We start from the raw sequence: 14,854 nt of genomic DNA on the forward strand, positions 1-14,854 counted from the left end.
GCACCCCGGTCACTTATGGTGAGCCCATGCCTCCATCCGCGATCGCCACCCTCACCCCAGTCGCCGGCCTTGACGTCGAGCTGTCCGACGGCGTGCTGTCTGTGACCATCAACCGGCCCGACAGCCTGAATTCGCTGACCATCCCGGTGATCACCGGCCTCGCGGACGCGATGGAGTACGCGGCCACCGATCCGGAGGTCAAGGTGGTGCGGCTCGGCGGCGCCGGACGCGGCTTCAGCTCCGGTGCGGGCATCAGCGCCGACGACGTCTCCGGCGGCGGTGTCCCGCCGGACGAGATCATCCTGGAGATCAACCGGCTGGTGCGGGCGATCACCGTGCTGCCGCACCCGGTGGTCGCCGTGGTCCAGGGACCCGCGGCCGGCGTCGGCGTCTCCATCGCCCTGGCCTGCGACGTCGTACTGGCTTCGGAGAGCGCGTTTTTCATGCTCGCCTTCACCAAGATCGGGTTGATGCCCGACGGCGGCGCGTCGGCGTTGGTGGCAGCCGCGATCGGCCGGATCCGGGCCATGCAGATGGCGCTGCTTCCGGACCGGCTGACCGCCGCCGAGGCGTTGTCCTGGGGCCTGGTCACCGCGGTCTACCCGGCCGACGAGTTCGACGCCGAGGTGGACAAGGTGATCGCACGGTTGATGGGCGGCCCGGCGGTGGCCTTCGCCAAGACCAAGCTGGCGATCAACGCGGCCACGCTGACCGAGTTGGACGCGGCCCTGCAGCGTGAGTTCGACGGACAGTCGGTGCTGCTGAAGTCCCCCGACTTCGTCGAGGGCGCAACGGCCTTCCAGCAACGCCGCGCCGCCAACTTCACCGACCGCTGAGTCGTTGCGGCGATGGGCCGCAACGCTTAATCACCTCTCGATGCGGTAATCCTCCTCACCAGACCCAATGCTGACCAACGACGGAGGATCGATGCCCCAACCGGTGCGGTGCCTGGTGACAGGAGCGACAGGCTACATCGGCGGGCGCCTGGTGCCCCGACTGCTGGGCGAGGGCCATCACGTTCGGGCGTTGGCGCGCAACCCCGACAAGCTGGCGCAGGTGCCATGGCGGGAACAGGCGGAAATCGCGCGCGGTGACCTCGGTGACGTCGATTCGCTGATCGCCGCGTTCGACGGCATCGACGTCGTCTACTACCTCGTTCATTCGATGGGCAGCTCGAAGGATTTCGCCGCCGAGGAGACCCGCGCCGTGCGCAACGTCGTTACGGCCGCGCGTCGCGCCGGGGTGCGGCGGGTGGTGTATCTGAGCGGGCTGCATCCCGAAAACAGCGACCTCTCACCGCATCTCGCGTCACGCAAAGCCGTCGGCGACGTTTTGATCGAGTCCGCCATCGAGACGGTGGTGCTGCAGGCCGGGGTGGTCGTCGGCTCGGGGTCGGCGTCGTTCGAGATGATCCGGCACCTCACCGACCGGCTGCCGGTGATGACGACGCCGAAGTGGGTGCACAACAAGATTCAGCCGATCGCGGTGCGCGACGTGCTGTACTACCTGGCCGCGGCCGCGACGGCCCCGGTCCCGGAGTCGCGCACCTGGGACGTCGGCGGGCCCGACGTGTTGGAATACGGCGACATGATGCGGGTCTACGCCGACGTGGCGGGCCTGGGCAAGCGCTACCTCATCGTGTTGCCGTTTTTGACCCCGACCATCGCCAGCCTCTGGGTCGGAACGGTGACGCCGATTCCGCCCGGTTTGGCGCGGCCGCTGATCGAATCGCTGGAGTGCGACGCGGTGATGCGCAACCACGACGTCGACGGCATCATCGCGCCACCACCCGGCGGTCTGACCGGGTACCGGCGGGCCGTCGAACTCGCGCTGGACCGCGCGGCGCGGGGCGTCCCCGAACCCACCTGGTCGTCGTTGCGGTCCGAACCGGCCGAGGCGCTGCCCACGGACCCGGACTGGGCGGGTGAGATCGTCTACACCGACGTGCGCACCGCCGCAACCACCGCCGAACCCGAGAGCGTCTGGAAGGCGGCCGAGGACGCGGTGAACTCACGCGCGGCCGGCTGGAAGGTCGAGGAGCGCACAGCGGGAACCCTGCTGCGGCTGCGCTCTACCAAGCGAGCGCCGGGCCGGGAGTGGCTCGAGATTGCGGTCACTCGGCAAGAGGGTCGCGGCGCCCGCTATACCCAGCGGTCCATTTTTCTGCCGAAGGGCATTCCGGGGCGGGTGTACTGGTTCTTCGCGCGGCCGACCCACACCGCCGCAATGCGGGCACTGGCCCGCGAGGTCGTGGGTTCGTCCGGATAGCCGGCGTCAGACGCCGAACATCGGGGGCAGCACGACGACCATGATCAGCCCCCACACCAAATGGGTGAGCACCGGCGCCAGGACACCGCCGGTGGCCCGGCGCTCGAACGCGCACACCGTCCCCAGGATGATCGCGGCGAAACCGAGCATCGGGTTGCCGCTGGCCAGCGTCGCGAACGTGTAGAGGACGGTCGAAATCAGGACCGGGTGATAGCGGCCCAGGGCGGTGTAGAGCGCGCCGCGAAAGAACACTTCCTCGGCGACGCCGTTGACCAGCGTGATCGCCACGATCACCGGATACCAGCCGTGGTGGGCGTATTCCAGCACCCGGGTGATCAACTCCGCGACCGGCGTGATCTCCCGCGCGATCAGCCCGCCCACCACGAAGACCGCGCCCAGCAGGAGGCCGATCGTCGTACCGGTGATGACCGGCCTTTGGTTGCGGCCGCGCCAGCAGATGCCGCCCAGATGCAGCGGGCCGGAGATGAAGCCGCCGGCGGTCCACACTCCCGCCAGCGCCAGGGTCAGCCAGTAAAAGCTCGAATCCCCCGGATGGCGCCGTAACGAAAACCCGAGTACCCCGGCACCGATGACCACCGTGATGGCCACAATGACCCGTCGGCGTCGCACGACGGCGGGCGACTCATGGTGGGGCACAGCGACATTGGTGAGCGCGCGCCACCACTCGGACAGCGCGCCCGTGTGGTACGAACTCGTCGACTCGCTCATACGGGATGCACCTTCGGGGTCAGGGCGATCAGGATGTCGAGGCCGGTGCGCACCGCTCCGGCCACCGGACCGGGGACCCGGTTCACCAGCCCCAGCGTCGGCCGCACGACCGACGGGGTGACCCGCTGGGCGAGTCGGCGGATGCGCAGCGCATCGCCGCCGGCCCAGGTCGGGTCGGTGTTGGCGAGGTGATGCGGATCGGCCAGGGCGTTGACGGGCCGCGGCCGGCGACTGGACTGGCCGGCCAGGGCGAGGGCGATGGACTCGTCGATCCCGAGCAGGCCCCCGGGCGGGTCGGGAACCCTCTCGCGCAGGCCGGTGGCGGACGCCACCATCGGGTGGTCCAGCGATTCGACCAGATCGCCCGCCAATCCCTGGGGCACCGGCAGCGCGACGCCGGTGATCAGCGACGCCAGCGAGGTGTCGACCCTGCCGACCGGCAATCCGGTGTGCCAGCGGCCGGAGACGCGCGCATAGGCCTTGAGCAGGTCCCGGTACGAGGTGGTGTCCGGCCCGGCGATGTCGTATGCCCCGGCGGGCACCCGGTCGCGGTCGCCCGCGGCGACCAGGTAGTGCAGCACATCGCGGATGGAGATCGGGTCGAGCGGGTTGTCCATCCAGCTCGGGATCGGGATCAGCGGGAAACGGTCCCCGACGTAGCGCAGCATCTCGAATGACGTCGAGCCCGCGCCGATGATGATCGCCGCGCCCAGCCACACCAGCTCGGGGCCGTCCGGGATGGTGAGCGCCTCGGCCACCTCGGCCCGGCTGGTCAAGTGCTCGGACAAGTCCTCGCCGGCGGGCACGAAGCCGCCCAGGTAGACGATGCGTTGCACGCCGGCGTCGCGGGCCGCCGCGGCGACGTTGGCCGCCGCGGTGTTGTCGGCGTCGCGAAAACCGGGCTGTCCGATCGCGTGCACCAGGTAATACACCACGTCAACGGGCCCGCAGCTGGCGAACGCGGAGGCCAGCGACGCGGGGTCGGCGGCGTCCAATTTCACCGGCGTGACGTCGTCGAACCAGCCGAAACGCTTGAGGCGCCCCGGGTTTCGAGTCGCCGCCGCTACCTGGTGCTGATCGGCCAGTAGCGCCGTGACCAGTCGTGATCCCACATAACCGGTGGCACCGGTGACCAGAGCCCGCATACCCCGACCCTAGCGGCCCGCGCGGGCCGCGGGCCGCGCACGTAACGCCATGGCGATTTTTGGCTCGAATTTCCGTCCGGGCGTCACGCCCGCGGCACGAAAACGCTTTTGAACCGGCGGCGCGGCGGCACCGTCACCCCTACATGGACCATGCGGGTAGCCGTGCATTCGCCGGCTCAACAGGGATTGCGGTGAAAAATCCGTCCATTGCCGGCGTCGCGGTGAAGTTTCCACCTAACCGCTATACCCAGAGCGAAGCCATCCGCGCGCTGACCGACAGCGCGCGCGGCGGCGGGACTGAGTGCCGCAATACCGCGCTGCGGCCGCCCCGCTATCGCGAACTGAGCGGATTCACCGAGGCCGACGACGCCTATCTCGAGGTGGCGCTCGAGTTGGCCGAGCAGGCGTTGGTGGCCGCGCTCGACGAGGCCATGGTCAAGCCGTCGGAGCTCGACATCGTGTTTTCGACGACGGTCGCCGGGCCCGCGCTGGAGGCGCGGCTGTCGACGCGCGTGGGGCTGCGGCCCGACGTCAAACGACTCCCGCTGTTCGGCCCGGGTTCGTTGGCCGGTGCGACGGGCGTGGCGCGCATGCACGACTATCTGCGGGTGTTCCCCGACCAAACGGCCGCGGTGCTCGCGGTGGAACGGTGTTCGTTGACCGTCCAGCGGCGCGGCAACTCGGTCGCCAACTTCGTCGCCACCGGCCTTCTCGGGGATGGGGCGGCGGCGGTGATCACCGAGGGCGCCCACCGGGCCGGCCGGGAACCCACCGGCCCGCGGGTGCTGGCGACGCGCAGCCGCAGCTATCCCGATACCGGAGAGGTCATGGGCTGGAAGATCGGTGGCGACGGCTTCCGAATCGTGGTGTCCGCCGACGTCGCCACCATCGCTCAGAAATACCTGGGTGACGACGTCCGCGACTTCCTCGCCGACCACGGGCTGACCCCGGACGATGTGACGACCTGGATATGCCATCCGGGCGGCCCGCGGGTGATCGAGACCGTCGAGAGCGTCCTGAACCTTCCCCCGGATGCTCTCGACCTCACGCGAAACTCGTTGCGCACCAACGGAAATTTGTCGTCGGTCTCGGTGCTCGACGTGCTAGCGGCCAACATGGCCGACCCGCCGCCGCCGGGCGCGATCGGCCTGATGATCGCGATGGGCCCGGCGTTCTGCTCCGAGCTGGTGCTGCTGGCCTGGTAGGGCTGGTAAAGACTGTAGCCATGTATTACCTGCTGGTGCTCGCGGTCGCACTCGAGCGCGTCGTGGAACTGGTGGTGTCAACCCGCAACGCGCGCTGGTCGTTTGCCCAGGGCGCCAAGGAGTTTGGCCGATCGCATTATCCGGTGATGGTGGCCATTCATAGCGCGTTGCTGCTTGGCTGCCTCGTCGAGCCGTGGGCGCTGCACCGGCCGTTCATCGGATGGCTGGGCTGGCCGATGCTGGCCGTGGTGGTGGCCAGCCAGGCGTTGCGCTGGTGGTGCATCACGACGCTGGGCCGGCGGTGGAACACCCGGGTGATCGTTCTGCCGCAGGCGCCGCTGGTGCGTCAGGGTCCCTACCGCTGGCTGCACCATCCGAACTATGTTGCAGTGGTGGCTGAGGGGGTGGCATTGCCGTTGGTGCACACGGCGTGGCTGACCGCGGCCGTCTTCACGCTGGCCAACGCCGCGTTGCTGCGGGTGCGTCTGCGGGTGGAGAACTCCGCGTTGGGTTACACGTGAGCGACCGCGCTGGCGACGATGCAGAGCGAAGCGATGAGGAGGAGCGGCGCTCATGTCCTACGACGCGGATCTGTTGATCGTCGGTGGCGGCCCGGGCGGGCTGGCCACGGCGTTACACGCTCGACGCCTTGGACTTTCGGTGATCGTGGCCGAGCCGCGGGACACCCCCATCGACAAGGCATGTGGCGAGGGGTTGATGCCCGGCGGACTGGCCGAACTGACCTCGCTGGGCGTTGCCCCGGTCGGCATGCCGTTTCACGGCATCGCGTATGTGAGTGAACGACGACGGGCGCAGGCACGCTTTCGCAACGGGCCGGGGCGCGGCGTGCGCCGCACGACATTGCACGCGGGGCTGGCCGCGCGGGCCAAAGAACAGGACACCGACTGGATCCGCACGCGGGTGACAACCGTGGCGCAGGACGCCCACGGCGTCTCGGCCGCCGGCGTGCGCGCGAAATGGTTGGTGGCGGCCGACGGACTGCATTCCCAGGTCCGGCGGGCGGTCGGGATCACGGCGACGGCGGGGACACCGCGGCGCTACGGCGTGCGTTGGCATTATCGGGTGCCGGCGTGGTCGGAATTCGTCGAGGTGTATTGGTCGCGCTGGGGTGAGGCGTACGTGACGCCGGTCGAGCCCGATCTGGTCGGGGTGGCGATCCTGTCGCGCGGCCGGTCCGACCTGTCCTGGTTCCCGCGGCTGGCCCGCCAGCTGCACGGCGCCAGCCCCGGACAGCCCCGCGGCTGCGGCCCGTTGCGGCAGGTGGTCTCCCGCCGGGTCGAGCGGCGCGTGCTGCTGGTCGGGGACGCGGCCGGTTACGAGGACGCGCTCACCGGTGAGGGCATCAGCCTGGCGCTCAAGCAGGCCGCCGCGGCGGTCGACGCCATCGTCAACGAGACGCCGGCATCCTACGAAAGGGCGTGGCACCGAATCACCCGCAATTACCGGCTGCTCACCCGCGGGCTGGTGCTGGCCAGCAGGCCGCAGGCGGTGCGGCGCGCGGTCGTCCCGACGTGCACGCTGCTACCCGCGGTGTTCGACCGGGGCGTCAACATCCTGGGGGGCTAGTCCCGATGGCGGCGACCCGCTGCGCCCGGCTGCGCCGCGCTCGCGATCACAACTAGCGCGCCTTCCAGACCGGCTCCCGTTTCTCGGCGAACGCCAGCGGTCCCTCTTTGGCGTCTTCGGACTTGAGCAGGGCCTTCATCTCGCGCATGGTGCGCTCCCAACCCGGTTCGTCACCGACGACGACGCCGTCGTCGACGCCGTAGGCGACCCGCTTGCTGGCCTGCACCGACAGGGGCGCGTTGACGGTGATCCGCTCGGCCAGCGCCAACGCTGCGTCCAGCACCGAGCCCTGCGCGACGACGTCGTTGATCAGACCCCATTCGCAGGCTTTGGCCGCGGTCAGCGGTTCGCCGGTCAACAGCAGCTGCATCGCCACCTTGCGGGGCAGCTGCTCGGCGATGCGGAACACGCCACCGGCCGCGGCGATCAGCCCGCGCTTGACCTCGGGAAGGCCGAACTGGGCTCGTTCATCGGCCACCACCAGGTCGCTGGCCAGGGCCAGCTCGGTGCCCCCGCCGAACGCGGTGCCGTTGACCGCCGCGATGGTGGGCTTGTCGATGAAGTGATGGACGTATCCGGCGAAGCCCCATTCGGGGTGGTCGGGGTGATAGATATTCTCCCGGCGCGCGATCGCCTTGAGGTCGGCTCCGGCGCAGAACGACTTGTCGCCCGCGCCGGTGACCACCACCGCCCGCACCTCGGGGTCGTGCTGCGCCTCTTCGAGGGCATTCCCGAGTCCGATGCTGACGGCGGCGTTCACCGCGTTGCGGGCTTCCGGCCGGTTGATGGTTATCACCATCACGTTGCCCCGGCGCTCGGCCAGGGCCCCCGGCGCTTCCGTCACAACAGTTCCACGATGGTGGCGTTGGCCTGGCCGCCGCCTTCGCACATGGTCTGCAGGCCGTACTGAATTCCCTTGTCCCGCATGTGATACAGCAGGGTGGTCATGATCCGGGCACCGGATCCGCCGAGCGGGTGGCCGAGCGCGATGGCGCCGCCGTTGGGGTTGAGCTTCGTCTCGTCGGCACCGATGTCCTTGAGCCAGGCCAGCGGAACCGGCGCGAAGGCCTCGTTGACCTCGTAGGCGCCGATGTCGCCGATGGACAGGCCGGAGCGCTTCAGCACCTTCTGCGTCGCCGGGATGGGTGCGGTCAGCATGATCACCGGGTCGGCCCCGGCCAGCGTCGCGGTGTGCACCTTGGCGATCGGCTTGAGCCCCAGTTCCTTGGCCTTCTCGGCGGACATGAACAGGATCGCCGCCGAGCCGTCGGAGATCTGCGACGAGTTGCCGGCGTGAATCACGCCGTCTTCCTTGAACGCAGGCTTCAACGAGGCCATCTTCTCCATCGGCGTGCCGCGACGGATGCCTTCGTCCTTGAGCACCACGTTGCCGTCCTGATCCTTGATGCCCACGATCTGGTCATCAAAAGCCCCAGAATCCTGTGCGGCAGCAGCCTTTTCGTGCGAGTCGAGGGAGAACTGGTCGAGCGTCGTGCGGTCGAACCCCCACTGCTCGGCGATCATCTCGGCGCCGATGCCCTGGTTGGGGATCTGACCTTCGTAGCGGTCCAGGAAGGCCTGGGGGTACGGGCGCCCGCCGTTGGCCAGCGATGCGCCCATCGGGGTCCGCGACATGGACTCGACACCCCCGGCGACGACGACGTCGTAGTGCCCGGCGATGACGCCGGCGGCCGCGAAGTGGATGGACTGCTGACTCGAGCCGCACTGGCGGTCCACGGTCACGCCCGGGACGGTCTCGGGCCAGCCGGCGGTCAGCAGTGCGGTGCGCCCGATGTCGAGGGCCTGCTCGCCGGCCTGCATGACGCAGCCCCAGATGACGTCGTCGACCAGGCCCGGGTCGACGCCCGCCTTGTCGACCAGGCCGTTGAGCACCTGCGCGGACAGATCCGCGGGATGCACCCCGGACAATCCGCCGTTGCGCTTGCCGATCGGTGAACGCACTGCCTCGACGATGACGGCTTCAGCCATGGTCTTGTCTCCTTTGACACGTGGGCTTCGAAATGAGTGGAGTCTTGCGTTCGATTGTCAACCAAGGGGTTGGGCGGGCCGAGCCCGGGGGTGGTTCTCGGCCCGGCCGCCGGCGTTCAGCGCTGCCGGATGAACCAGAATTTTGTTCTCCTCGCTCGCGGTGCAGGGCAATAATGGTCGAGTGAAGCGGCTCAACGGTATGGACGCGATGCTGTTGTACAGCGAGACGCCGAACCTGCACACGCACACCTTGAAGGTGGCAATCGTCGACACCGCCGACTTCGGCCGAAAGCTTGACTTCGACCTTTTTCGGCACACGCTGAGCCGACGACTTCATCGGCTGGATCCGTTGCGCTACAAGCTGATCGACATCCCATGGCGATTGCATCATCCGATGTGGCTGCAGAATTGCGAAGTTGACCTCGACTACCATCTGCGTCGTCTTCAGGTGCCCGCCCCGGGTGGGCGCCGAGAGCTCGACGAGGTGATCGGGCGGATTGCCAGCATACCGCTGGATCGCGACCGTCCTTTGTGGGAGTTCCACTTCGCCGAAGGCTTGGCCGATCACAAGGTCGCGATCATCGGCAAGGTGCACCACGCATTGGCCGACGGCGTCGCCTCGGCGAACCTGCTGGCCAGGGTCATGGACTTGACCGGCCCGGTGCCGGACGACCGCGACAATGACACGACGTGTGCTCCGCCCTCGACAGCGCAGCTGTTGCGCGCTGCCGCCGAGGATCACGCCCGGCAGGCCGTCGCGTTACCCGGGGTGATAGCCGAGGCGCTCGCCGGGGCGCGACGGCTGCGGCGGGGCGCCCGGCAGCGCGGCAGACAGCCCGACCTTGCCCGGCTGCTGCACGCACCGCCGACATTCCTCAACCACATGGTCTCTCCGGCAAGGACTTTCGCCACCGCGACGCTGCCGCTGGATCAGGTCAAACAGACCGGCAAACAGCTGCAGATCACTATCAACGACATGGTGATGGCGATCGCCGCGGGCGCATTGCGCGAACTGCTGTTGCGCTACGACGGCAGCGCCGACCAGCCCCTGGTCGCGTCGGTCCCGGCCACCACGGACCGGTCGCCAGACCGGATCAGCGGCAACGAGCTCGGTGGCATGGCGGTGTCGCTGCCGACGCACATCGGTGATCCGCTGCAGCGGGTGCGGCTGACGTCGATGAGCACCGCGATCGCGAAAGAAAACAACGAGCTGTTCGGCCCTGAGCTGTATGGCAAATTGATCAGCTACCTGCCGGGCGCCGCATCCCCTCTGGCGTTCAGATGGCTGGCCCGGCGGAACACGAGAAACAGGCTGTTCAACATCCCGATTTCCAACGTGATGGGGCCGCGTGAGCGTGGCCGTTTCGCCGGCGCCCCGGTCAGCGAAATCTATTCGGCCGGCCCGCTGATCACCGCCTGTGGCATCAACATCACCGTGTGGAGCTACGTCGATCAGCTCAACATATCGGTGATCGCCGACGACCGCACCCTCGGCGACACCCATGAACTCACCGACGCCATGGTCAGCGCATTCCGCGAAATCCGCACTGCGGCAGGCTTTCCCGATGATATCGCCACTGTGCGGAGCGCGATGCCGCCCGCATCGGCAATCCCCCGATGACATGCAACCCAGCGACGAACGCGCTAGCGCGGGTGATAACGCTTTCCGAACTCGTCTTATGGTTACCAGGGTTCGGCCGAATTGGCCCTAACCCAGAACCGGAAAGCGCCGCTGGCGAGCCAGGCCGTCCAGCGCGGTCTGCATCATGGCGCGGATGTGCGCGTCGACGTCGGCGGCGCCGGGCGTGTCGCCGAATTGGGCGAGGACATCGATCGGTTTCAGGACCTCGCTGACGATCTTGGTCGGCAACGGCAGGTTGGGCGGCATGATCATGCTGAGCCCGAACGGAAAGCCCACGGTGATGGGCAGAATGTCGGACCGCCATCGCGACAGGCCCAGGCGCTTGGCCAGCCACGTGCCGCGCGTGAGGAACAGCTGGCTTTCCTGCCCGCCGATGGAGACGACAGGCACGATCGGCACCTGCGCGTCGATCGCCGACCTGATGTATCCAATGCGGCCGTTGAAGTCAATGACGTTCTCCGCCAGCGTCGGTCGGTAGGCGTCGTAAATTCCGCCGGGAAACACCAGCACCACGCCGCCGGACCGCAGCGCCCGTGCGGTGTTCTTCGAGGTGGCGCGAATGACCCCAAGGCGGGTCAACCATCCCGACATGGGACCGACGAACATCCCGTCGTGCCCGAGTGTGTACAGCGGGCGCTCGTACCCGAATCTGCGGTAGAACGCCGCGGCGAAGATCAGCACGTCGGGCGTGAGCATGCCGCCCGAGTGATTGCCGACCACCAGCGCACCGCCGTTGGGCGGCAACGCCTCGAGCCCCCGCACTTCGAAGCGAAACCAGCGCCGCGCCAGTGGTTCTGCCGCGCTCACGAACCGTTCGGTGAATCCCGGATCCCACGCGCCGAGGTCGTCGGCACTCACGACATCGGGGTGAATTCGAGGTGCAGCTCGGACAGGCCCCGCATTTGCCAGGTCGGGTCGTAGGTGTAGTGGCGGGCGTCCGGCGGCCCGTGCTTGGCCTCCGTGATGGTGATGTCGGCCATCCGGTCGAGTATGCGGTTCAGCGAGATCCGCCCCTCCGCGCGGGCCAGCGGTGCGCCCGGGCACGAGTGATTGCCGCGGCCGAACGCGACATGCTCGCGCACGTTCGGCCGGTCGATGCGAAACTCATCGGGCCGCTCGAACTTTCGTGCGTCCCGGTTGCTCGCGCCGGGCAGCAGCATCACCGTGCTCCCCGCCGGGATCTCGGCGTCACCGATCGAGGTCGTCGTGCGCGCCATCCGGAAGTGACACTTGACCGGGCTTTCCATGCGCAGTGTCTCTTCGACGAAATTCGGTATCCGGCTGCGGTCTTCGCGGAGCAGCTTTTGCAACTCCGGATTCTCGGCGAGCATGCGGACCCCGAAGCTGAGCAGCTTGGTGGTGGTTTCCTGGCCCGCCGCGAACAGGAACGTCGCCAGCCGGACCACGTCGATCACTTCGGGCGTCGAGCCGTCGGGATACTTCGCCTGGGCCGGCTCGGTCAACACGTCTTCGCGTGGCTGTCGGCGGCGCTCGGTGATGTGCGTGGTGAACTTCTCGTCGAGGTATTCCAGCGGATTGTGGGCGCGCGTCATCGAGTCGTCCTCGACCCCACCGGAGAACTTGCCCGAGAACACATCCCGGAATTCTTCGTGATCCTCGATGGGAACGCCCAGCAGGTCGGCGATCACCAGTCCGGAGAACGGCCGCGCGTATTCGTCGAGGAATTCACAACTCCCGCGGGATAGGAACTCGTCGAGCTGCTGATCGGCGAGCCGCCACATGAAGTCTTCGTTTTCCTTGAGCCGCTTGGGTGTTAGCAGGCGACTGAGCAGGCCCCGCGTCCGGGCGTGCTCCGGTGGGTCTTGAGTCACGATGTGTTCGCTCATCGGGATCTGCGAGCGATGCTGTTCGATCAGGCTGCCGATGTCGTCACCCTCAGGCTCGAACGGCAGCCCCGAAAACGGGCCGGCGACCGAAACACACGACGAAAACGCCGGATCTTTATAGACGGCGAGCGCTTCGGAGTGTCCCGTCACCGCCGTGACACCCTGGTCGGGTCGCGGCAGCACCGGGCAACGCGCGCGCAGATGGTCGAAGTAGGGGTACGGGTCCGGAATCAGGGACACGTCAGTGAAGAAATCAACCGATTCGAATTCGCTCAACAGGACTCCTAGGCATCCAGGTAACCGCCCCACCAACGTCAACCCGGGCGACGCAACCTCTCCTGCCAATCTAGAACTGAACAAATATTAGGTCAAGCTGAGCGCTCCCGGAGTGGCCGCACGATTACCGGCCGCCCCCGGACCCATCGCGCCGCCGGCGCGTTCGACGCCAGTTCTTCGGCGGCGCGCACAGCGCCGGTCACCCGCAGTTCATTTCCCCTGGGGCGACGGCGCATATCGTCCCCGGATGTGAGCACTCCCGCACCCGGTCCCGGTTGGTGGCTGGCGTCGGACGGCAAGTGGTATCCCCAGCGATGGGAAAGCACCTTCATCTCGCACACTCACGAGTCGTTGCAAACGGTTCTGGAAGCGGCGAACCGCCTGACAAGCACCTACGGCGAGCAGGGCTGGGAAATCGTGGGATCCTCGGTGCAACGCATCCAAGTCGCCCATCGCTTCAAGAAATACGACCGGGGCGGTGACCACTATTTCGAGTGGAGCATCGTCTGCACACTCAAACGGCCGCTGCCGCCCGGCTGAACCGAGATTGCCGCCACGGTCGCGATCCAACCCGAAAACCGCGACCCCGACGGCAATCTCGTCGAAGGATGCTTCCTAGCCGGCCGGGTATGCGACCGACTTGATCTCGGTGTACTGGTCGAACCCGGCCACACCGTTCTGCCGGCCCACGCCGCTTTCCTTGTAGCCGCCGAACGGTGTGTCGGCGCCGTACGGGGCGCCGCCGTTGACGCCCATGAAGCCGGCCCTGATCCGTCGGGTCACCGACAGCGCACGCTCCAGCGAGCCCGCAAAAACGTTGCCAGCCAACCCGTACACGCTGTCGTTGGCGATCCGGATCGCGTCTTCCTCGTCGTCGAACGGGATGACCGACAGCACCGGGCCGAAGATCTCCTCCTGCGCGATGGTCATCTTGTTGTCGACGTTGGTGAAAAGCGTTGGCCTGATGTAATAGCCCTTGTCAAAACCGGTTTCGGCACCCGGGCCGCCGACCAGCGCCGTGGCGCCCTCTTCGACGCCCTTCTTGATGTAGTCCGTGACGCGATCGAACTGTCGTTGCGAGATCACCGGCCCACACAGCGTTCCCGGGTCCTGCGGGTCCGCGCATGTCACGTTCTCGTAGATGTTCTTGAGGATCTCCACGCCCTCGTCGTAGCGGGACCGCGGCAGCAGCAGCCGGGTCGGGTTCGCGCAACCCTGACCGGCGTGCATGCACGGCGCGATGCCGACCATGCATGCCGTGCCGAAGTCCGCGTCCTCGAGGACGATGGTGGCCGACTTGCCGCCGAGTTCCAGGAACAACCGCTTCATGGTCGCGGCGCCCTTTTCCATGATCCGCTTGCCCACCACCGTCGAGCCGGTGAACGAGATCAGGTCGACCTTCGGCGACAGCGTCAGCTCCTCACCCACGAAGTGGTCCGAGGCGGTGACGACGTTGACGACGCCCGCGGGGATGTCGGTCTTCTCGGCGATGAGCCGGCCCAGCCGGGTCGCGTTGAACGGGGTGTTCGGCGCCGGTTTGAGCACCACCGTGTTGCCGGTGCCCAGCGCCTGGCCCAGCTTGTTGATCGTCACCTCGAACGGGAAGTTCCACGGCACGATCGCGCCGACGACGCCGACCGGTTCCCGCCACACCTTGCGGGTGGTCAGCGTGCCGGTCAGGCTGATCACCTTGTCGCCCAGGTCGGTCTCCCACGCGTATTCGTCGATCAGCCGGGCCGGGTACTTCAGCCCGTCTTCGAGTGGGGCGTCCAGCTGCGGTCCGAAGGTGATGGCCCGGGGCGAGCCGACCTCGAGGATCAGCTCCTCGCGCAGCTCGTCGATCTCGGACTCGATCGCCTCGTGCAGCTGCAACAGGCAGCGCTTGCGCAGCTCGCGGTTGGTCGACCAGTCGGTCTCGTCGAAGGCGCGCCGGGCGGCGTCGATGGCCCGGTGCATGTCCTCCTTGGAGGCGTCGGCGACCTCGCCGAGCGACTCCTCGGTCGCCGGGTTGATGTTGGTGAAGGTGCCGGCCTGCCCGTCGACGAGTTTGCCGTCGATCATCATCTTCGGCTCGAAGCGGACCTTTACAGCCTCAGTCATATCTGTCACTCTCTTTTGAATCGCGGAGGGGCTACGGAGAGCCTTACCGGAAACTAGCCGATTGGC

The 14,854-nt window shown here is 67.6% G+C and carries 14 protein-coding genes; 7 read left to right on the plus strand and 7 right to left on the minus strand.

What is annotated here, in order from left to right:
* Positions 1-26 precede the first annotated feature (26 nt).
* Positions 27-836: an enoyl-CoA hydratase gene (locus G6N50_RS13805; RefSeq protein WP_083095317.1), complete on the plus strand. Its 810-nt coding sequence runs from the start codon at positions 27-29 to the stop codon at positions 834-836.
* Positions 837-927: 91 nt separating this feature from the next.
* Positions 928-2,268 (plus strand): DUF2867 domain-containing protein, encoded by a 1,341-nt coding sequence (locus G6N50_RS13810; protein ID WP_083095386.1) that lies wholly within the window; start codon positions 928-930, stop codon positions 2,266-2,268.
* Between the two features lie 6 nt (positions 2,269-2,274).
* On the opposite strand, the gene G6N50_RS13815 is transcribed toward G6N50_RS13810, so the two are convergent.
* Both G6N50_RS13815 and G6N50_RS13820 read right to left on the minus strand, forming a co-directional pair.
* A complete protein-coding gene (locus G6N50_RS13815) occupies positions 2,275-2,997 on the minus strand; it encodes a CPBP family intramembrane glutamic endopeptidase (protein WP_083095316.1) in 723 nt (240 codons plus the stop codon).
* The gene (locus G6N50_RS13820; protein ID WP_083095315.1) at positions 2,994-4,142 is read right to left on the minus strand and encodes an NAD(P)H-binding protein; all 1,149 of its coding nucleotides are present in this window, start codon (positions 4,140-4,142) and stop codon (positions 2,994-2,996) included. Before G6N50_RS13820 ends, G6N50_RS13815 begins: the two co-directional genes overlap by 4 nt.
* Positions 4,143-4,285: 143 nt before the next feature.
* Between G6N50_RS13820 and G6N50_RS13825 the strand changes: the two genes are divergently transcribed.
* Genes G6N50_RS13825 through G6N50_RS13835 form a run of 3 tightly spaced genes read left to right on the plus strand, consistent with a single transcriptional unit; the run spans position 4,286 to position 6,934 of the window.
* On the plus strand, positions 4,286-5,347 hold the full coding sequence (locus tag G6N50_RS13825; RefSeq protein WP_083095314.1) for a type III polyketide synthase: 1,062 nt from the start codon (positions 4,286-4,288) through the stop codon (positions 5,345-5,347).
* 20 nt (positions 5,348-5,367) lie between these two features.
* Positions 5,368-5,868: an isoprenylcysteine carboxyl methyltransferase family protein gene (locus tag G6N50_RS13830; protein ID WP_083095313.1), complete on the plus strand. Its 501-nt coding sequence runs from the start codon at positions 5,368-5,370 to the stop codon at positions 5,866-5,868.
* A 52-nt stretch (positions 5,869-5,920) separates the two neighbouring features.
* On the plus strand, positions 5,921-6,934 hold the full coding sequence (locus G6N50_RS13835; protein WP_083095312.1) for an NAD(P)/FAD-dependent oxidoreductase: 1,014 nt from the start codon (positions 5,921-5,923) through the stop codon (positions 6,932-6,934).
* Positions 6,935-6,986: 52 nt separating this feature from the next.
* On the opposite strand, the gene G6N50_RS13840 is transcribed toward G6N50_RS13835, so the two are convergent.
* Positions 6,987-7,778 carry a crotonase/enoyl-CoA hydratase family protein gene (locus G6N50_RS13840; RefSeq protein ID WP_083095311.1) on the minus strand — a complete coding sequence of 264 codons (792 nt, stop codon included), beginning with the start codon at positions 7,776-7,778 and terminating at the stop codon, positions 6,987-6,989.
* The gene (locus tag G6N50_RS13845; protein ID WP_083095310.1) at positions 7,775-8,923 is read right to left on the minus strand and encodes a thiolase family protein; all 1,149 of its coding nucleotides are present in this window, start codon (positions 8,921-8,923) and stop codon (positions 7,775-7,777) included. The genes G6N50_RS13840 and G6N50_RS13845 overlap by 4 nt, the downstream gene beginning before the upstream one ends.
* A 181-nt stretch (positions 8,924-9,104) precedes the next feature.
* Here G6N50_RS13845 and G6N50_RS13850 point away from each other — a divergent pair, with 181 nt between their 5' ends.
* Entirely contained in the window at positions 9,105-10,544 is a 1,440-nt protein-coding gene (locus tag G6N50_RS13850) for a WS/DGAT/MGAT family O-acyltransferase (protein WP_083095309.1), read from the plus strand.
* 87 nt (positions 10,545-10,631) lie between these two features.
* On the opposite strand, the gene G6N50_RS13855 is transcribed toward G6N50_RS13850, so the two are convergent.
* Both G6N50_RS13855 and G6N50_RS13860 read right to left on the minus strand, forming a co-directional pair.
* Positions 10,632-11,423, minus strand: a complete 792-nt coding sequence (locus G6N50_RS13855; protein WP_083095308.1) for a lysophospholipid acyltransferase family protein — start codon at positions 11,421-11,423, stop codon at positions 10,632-10,634.
* Positions 11,420-12,688, minus strand: a complete 1,269-nt coding sequence (locus tag G6N50_RS13860; protein ID WP_083095307.1) for a cytochrome P450 — start codon at positions 12,686-12,688, stop codon at positions 11,420-11,422. The genes G6N50_RS13855 and G6N50_RS13860 overlap by 4 nt, the downstream gene beginning before the upstream one ends.
* A gap of 249 nt (positions 12,689-12,937) precedes the next feature.
* On the opposite strand from G6N50_RS13860, the gene G6N50_RS13865 reads away from it, so the two are divergent.
* Positions 12,938-13,228 carry a hypothetical protein gene (locus tag G6N50_RS13865; protein ID WP_083095306.1) on the plus strand — a complete coding sequence of 97 codons (291 nt, stop codon included), beginning with the start codon at positions 12,938-12,940 and terminating at the stop codon, positions 13,226-13,228.
* Between the two features lie 75 nt (positions 13,229-13,303).
* Here G6N50_RS13865 and G6N50_RS13870 read toward each other — a convergent pair whose 3' ends face one another.
* Positions 13,304-14,788, minus strand: coding sequence for an aldehyde dehydrogenase family protein (locus G6N50_RS13870; protein WP_083095305.1), 1,485 nt, complete (start codon positions 14,786-14,788; stop codon positions 13,304-13,306).
* Positions 14,789-14,854: the final 66 nt, after the last annotated feature.

It is taken from the genome of Mycobacterium mantenii (assembly GCF_010731775.1).
GTDB classification, from domain to species: domain Bacteria; phylum Actinomycetota; class Actinomycetes; order Mycobacteriales; family Mycobacteriaceae; genus Mycobacterium; species Mycobacterium mantenii.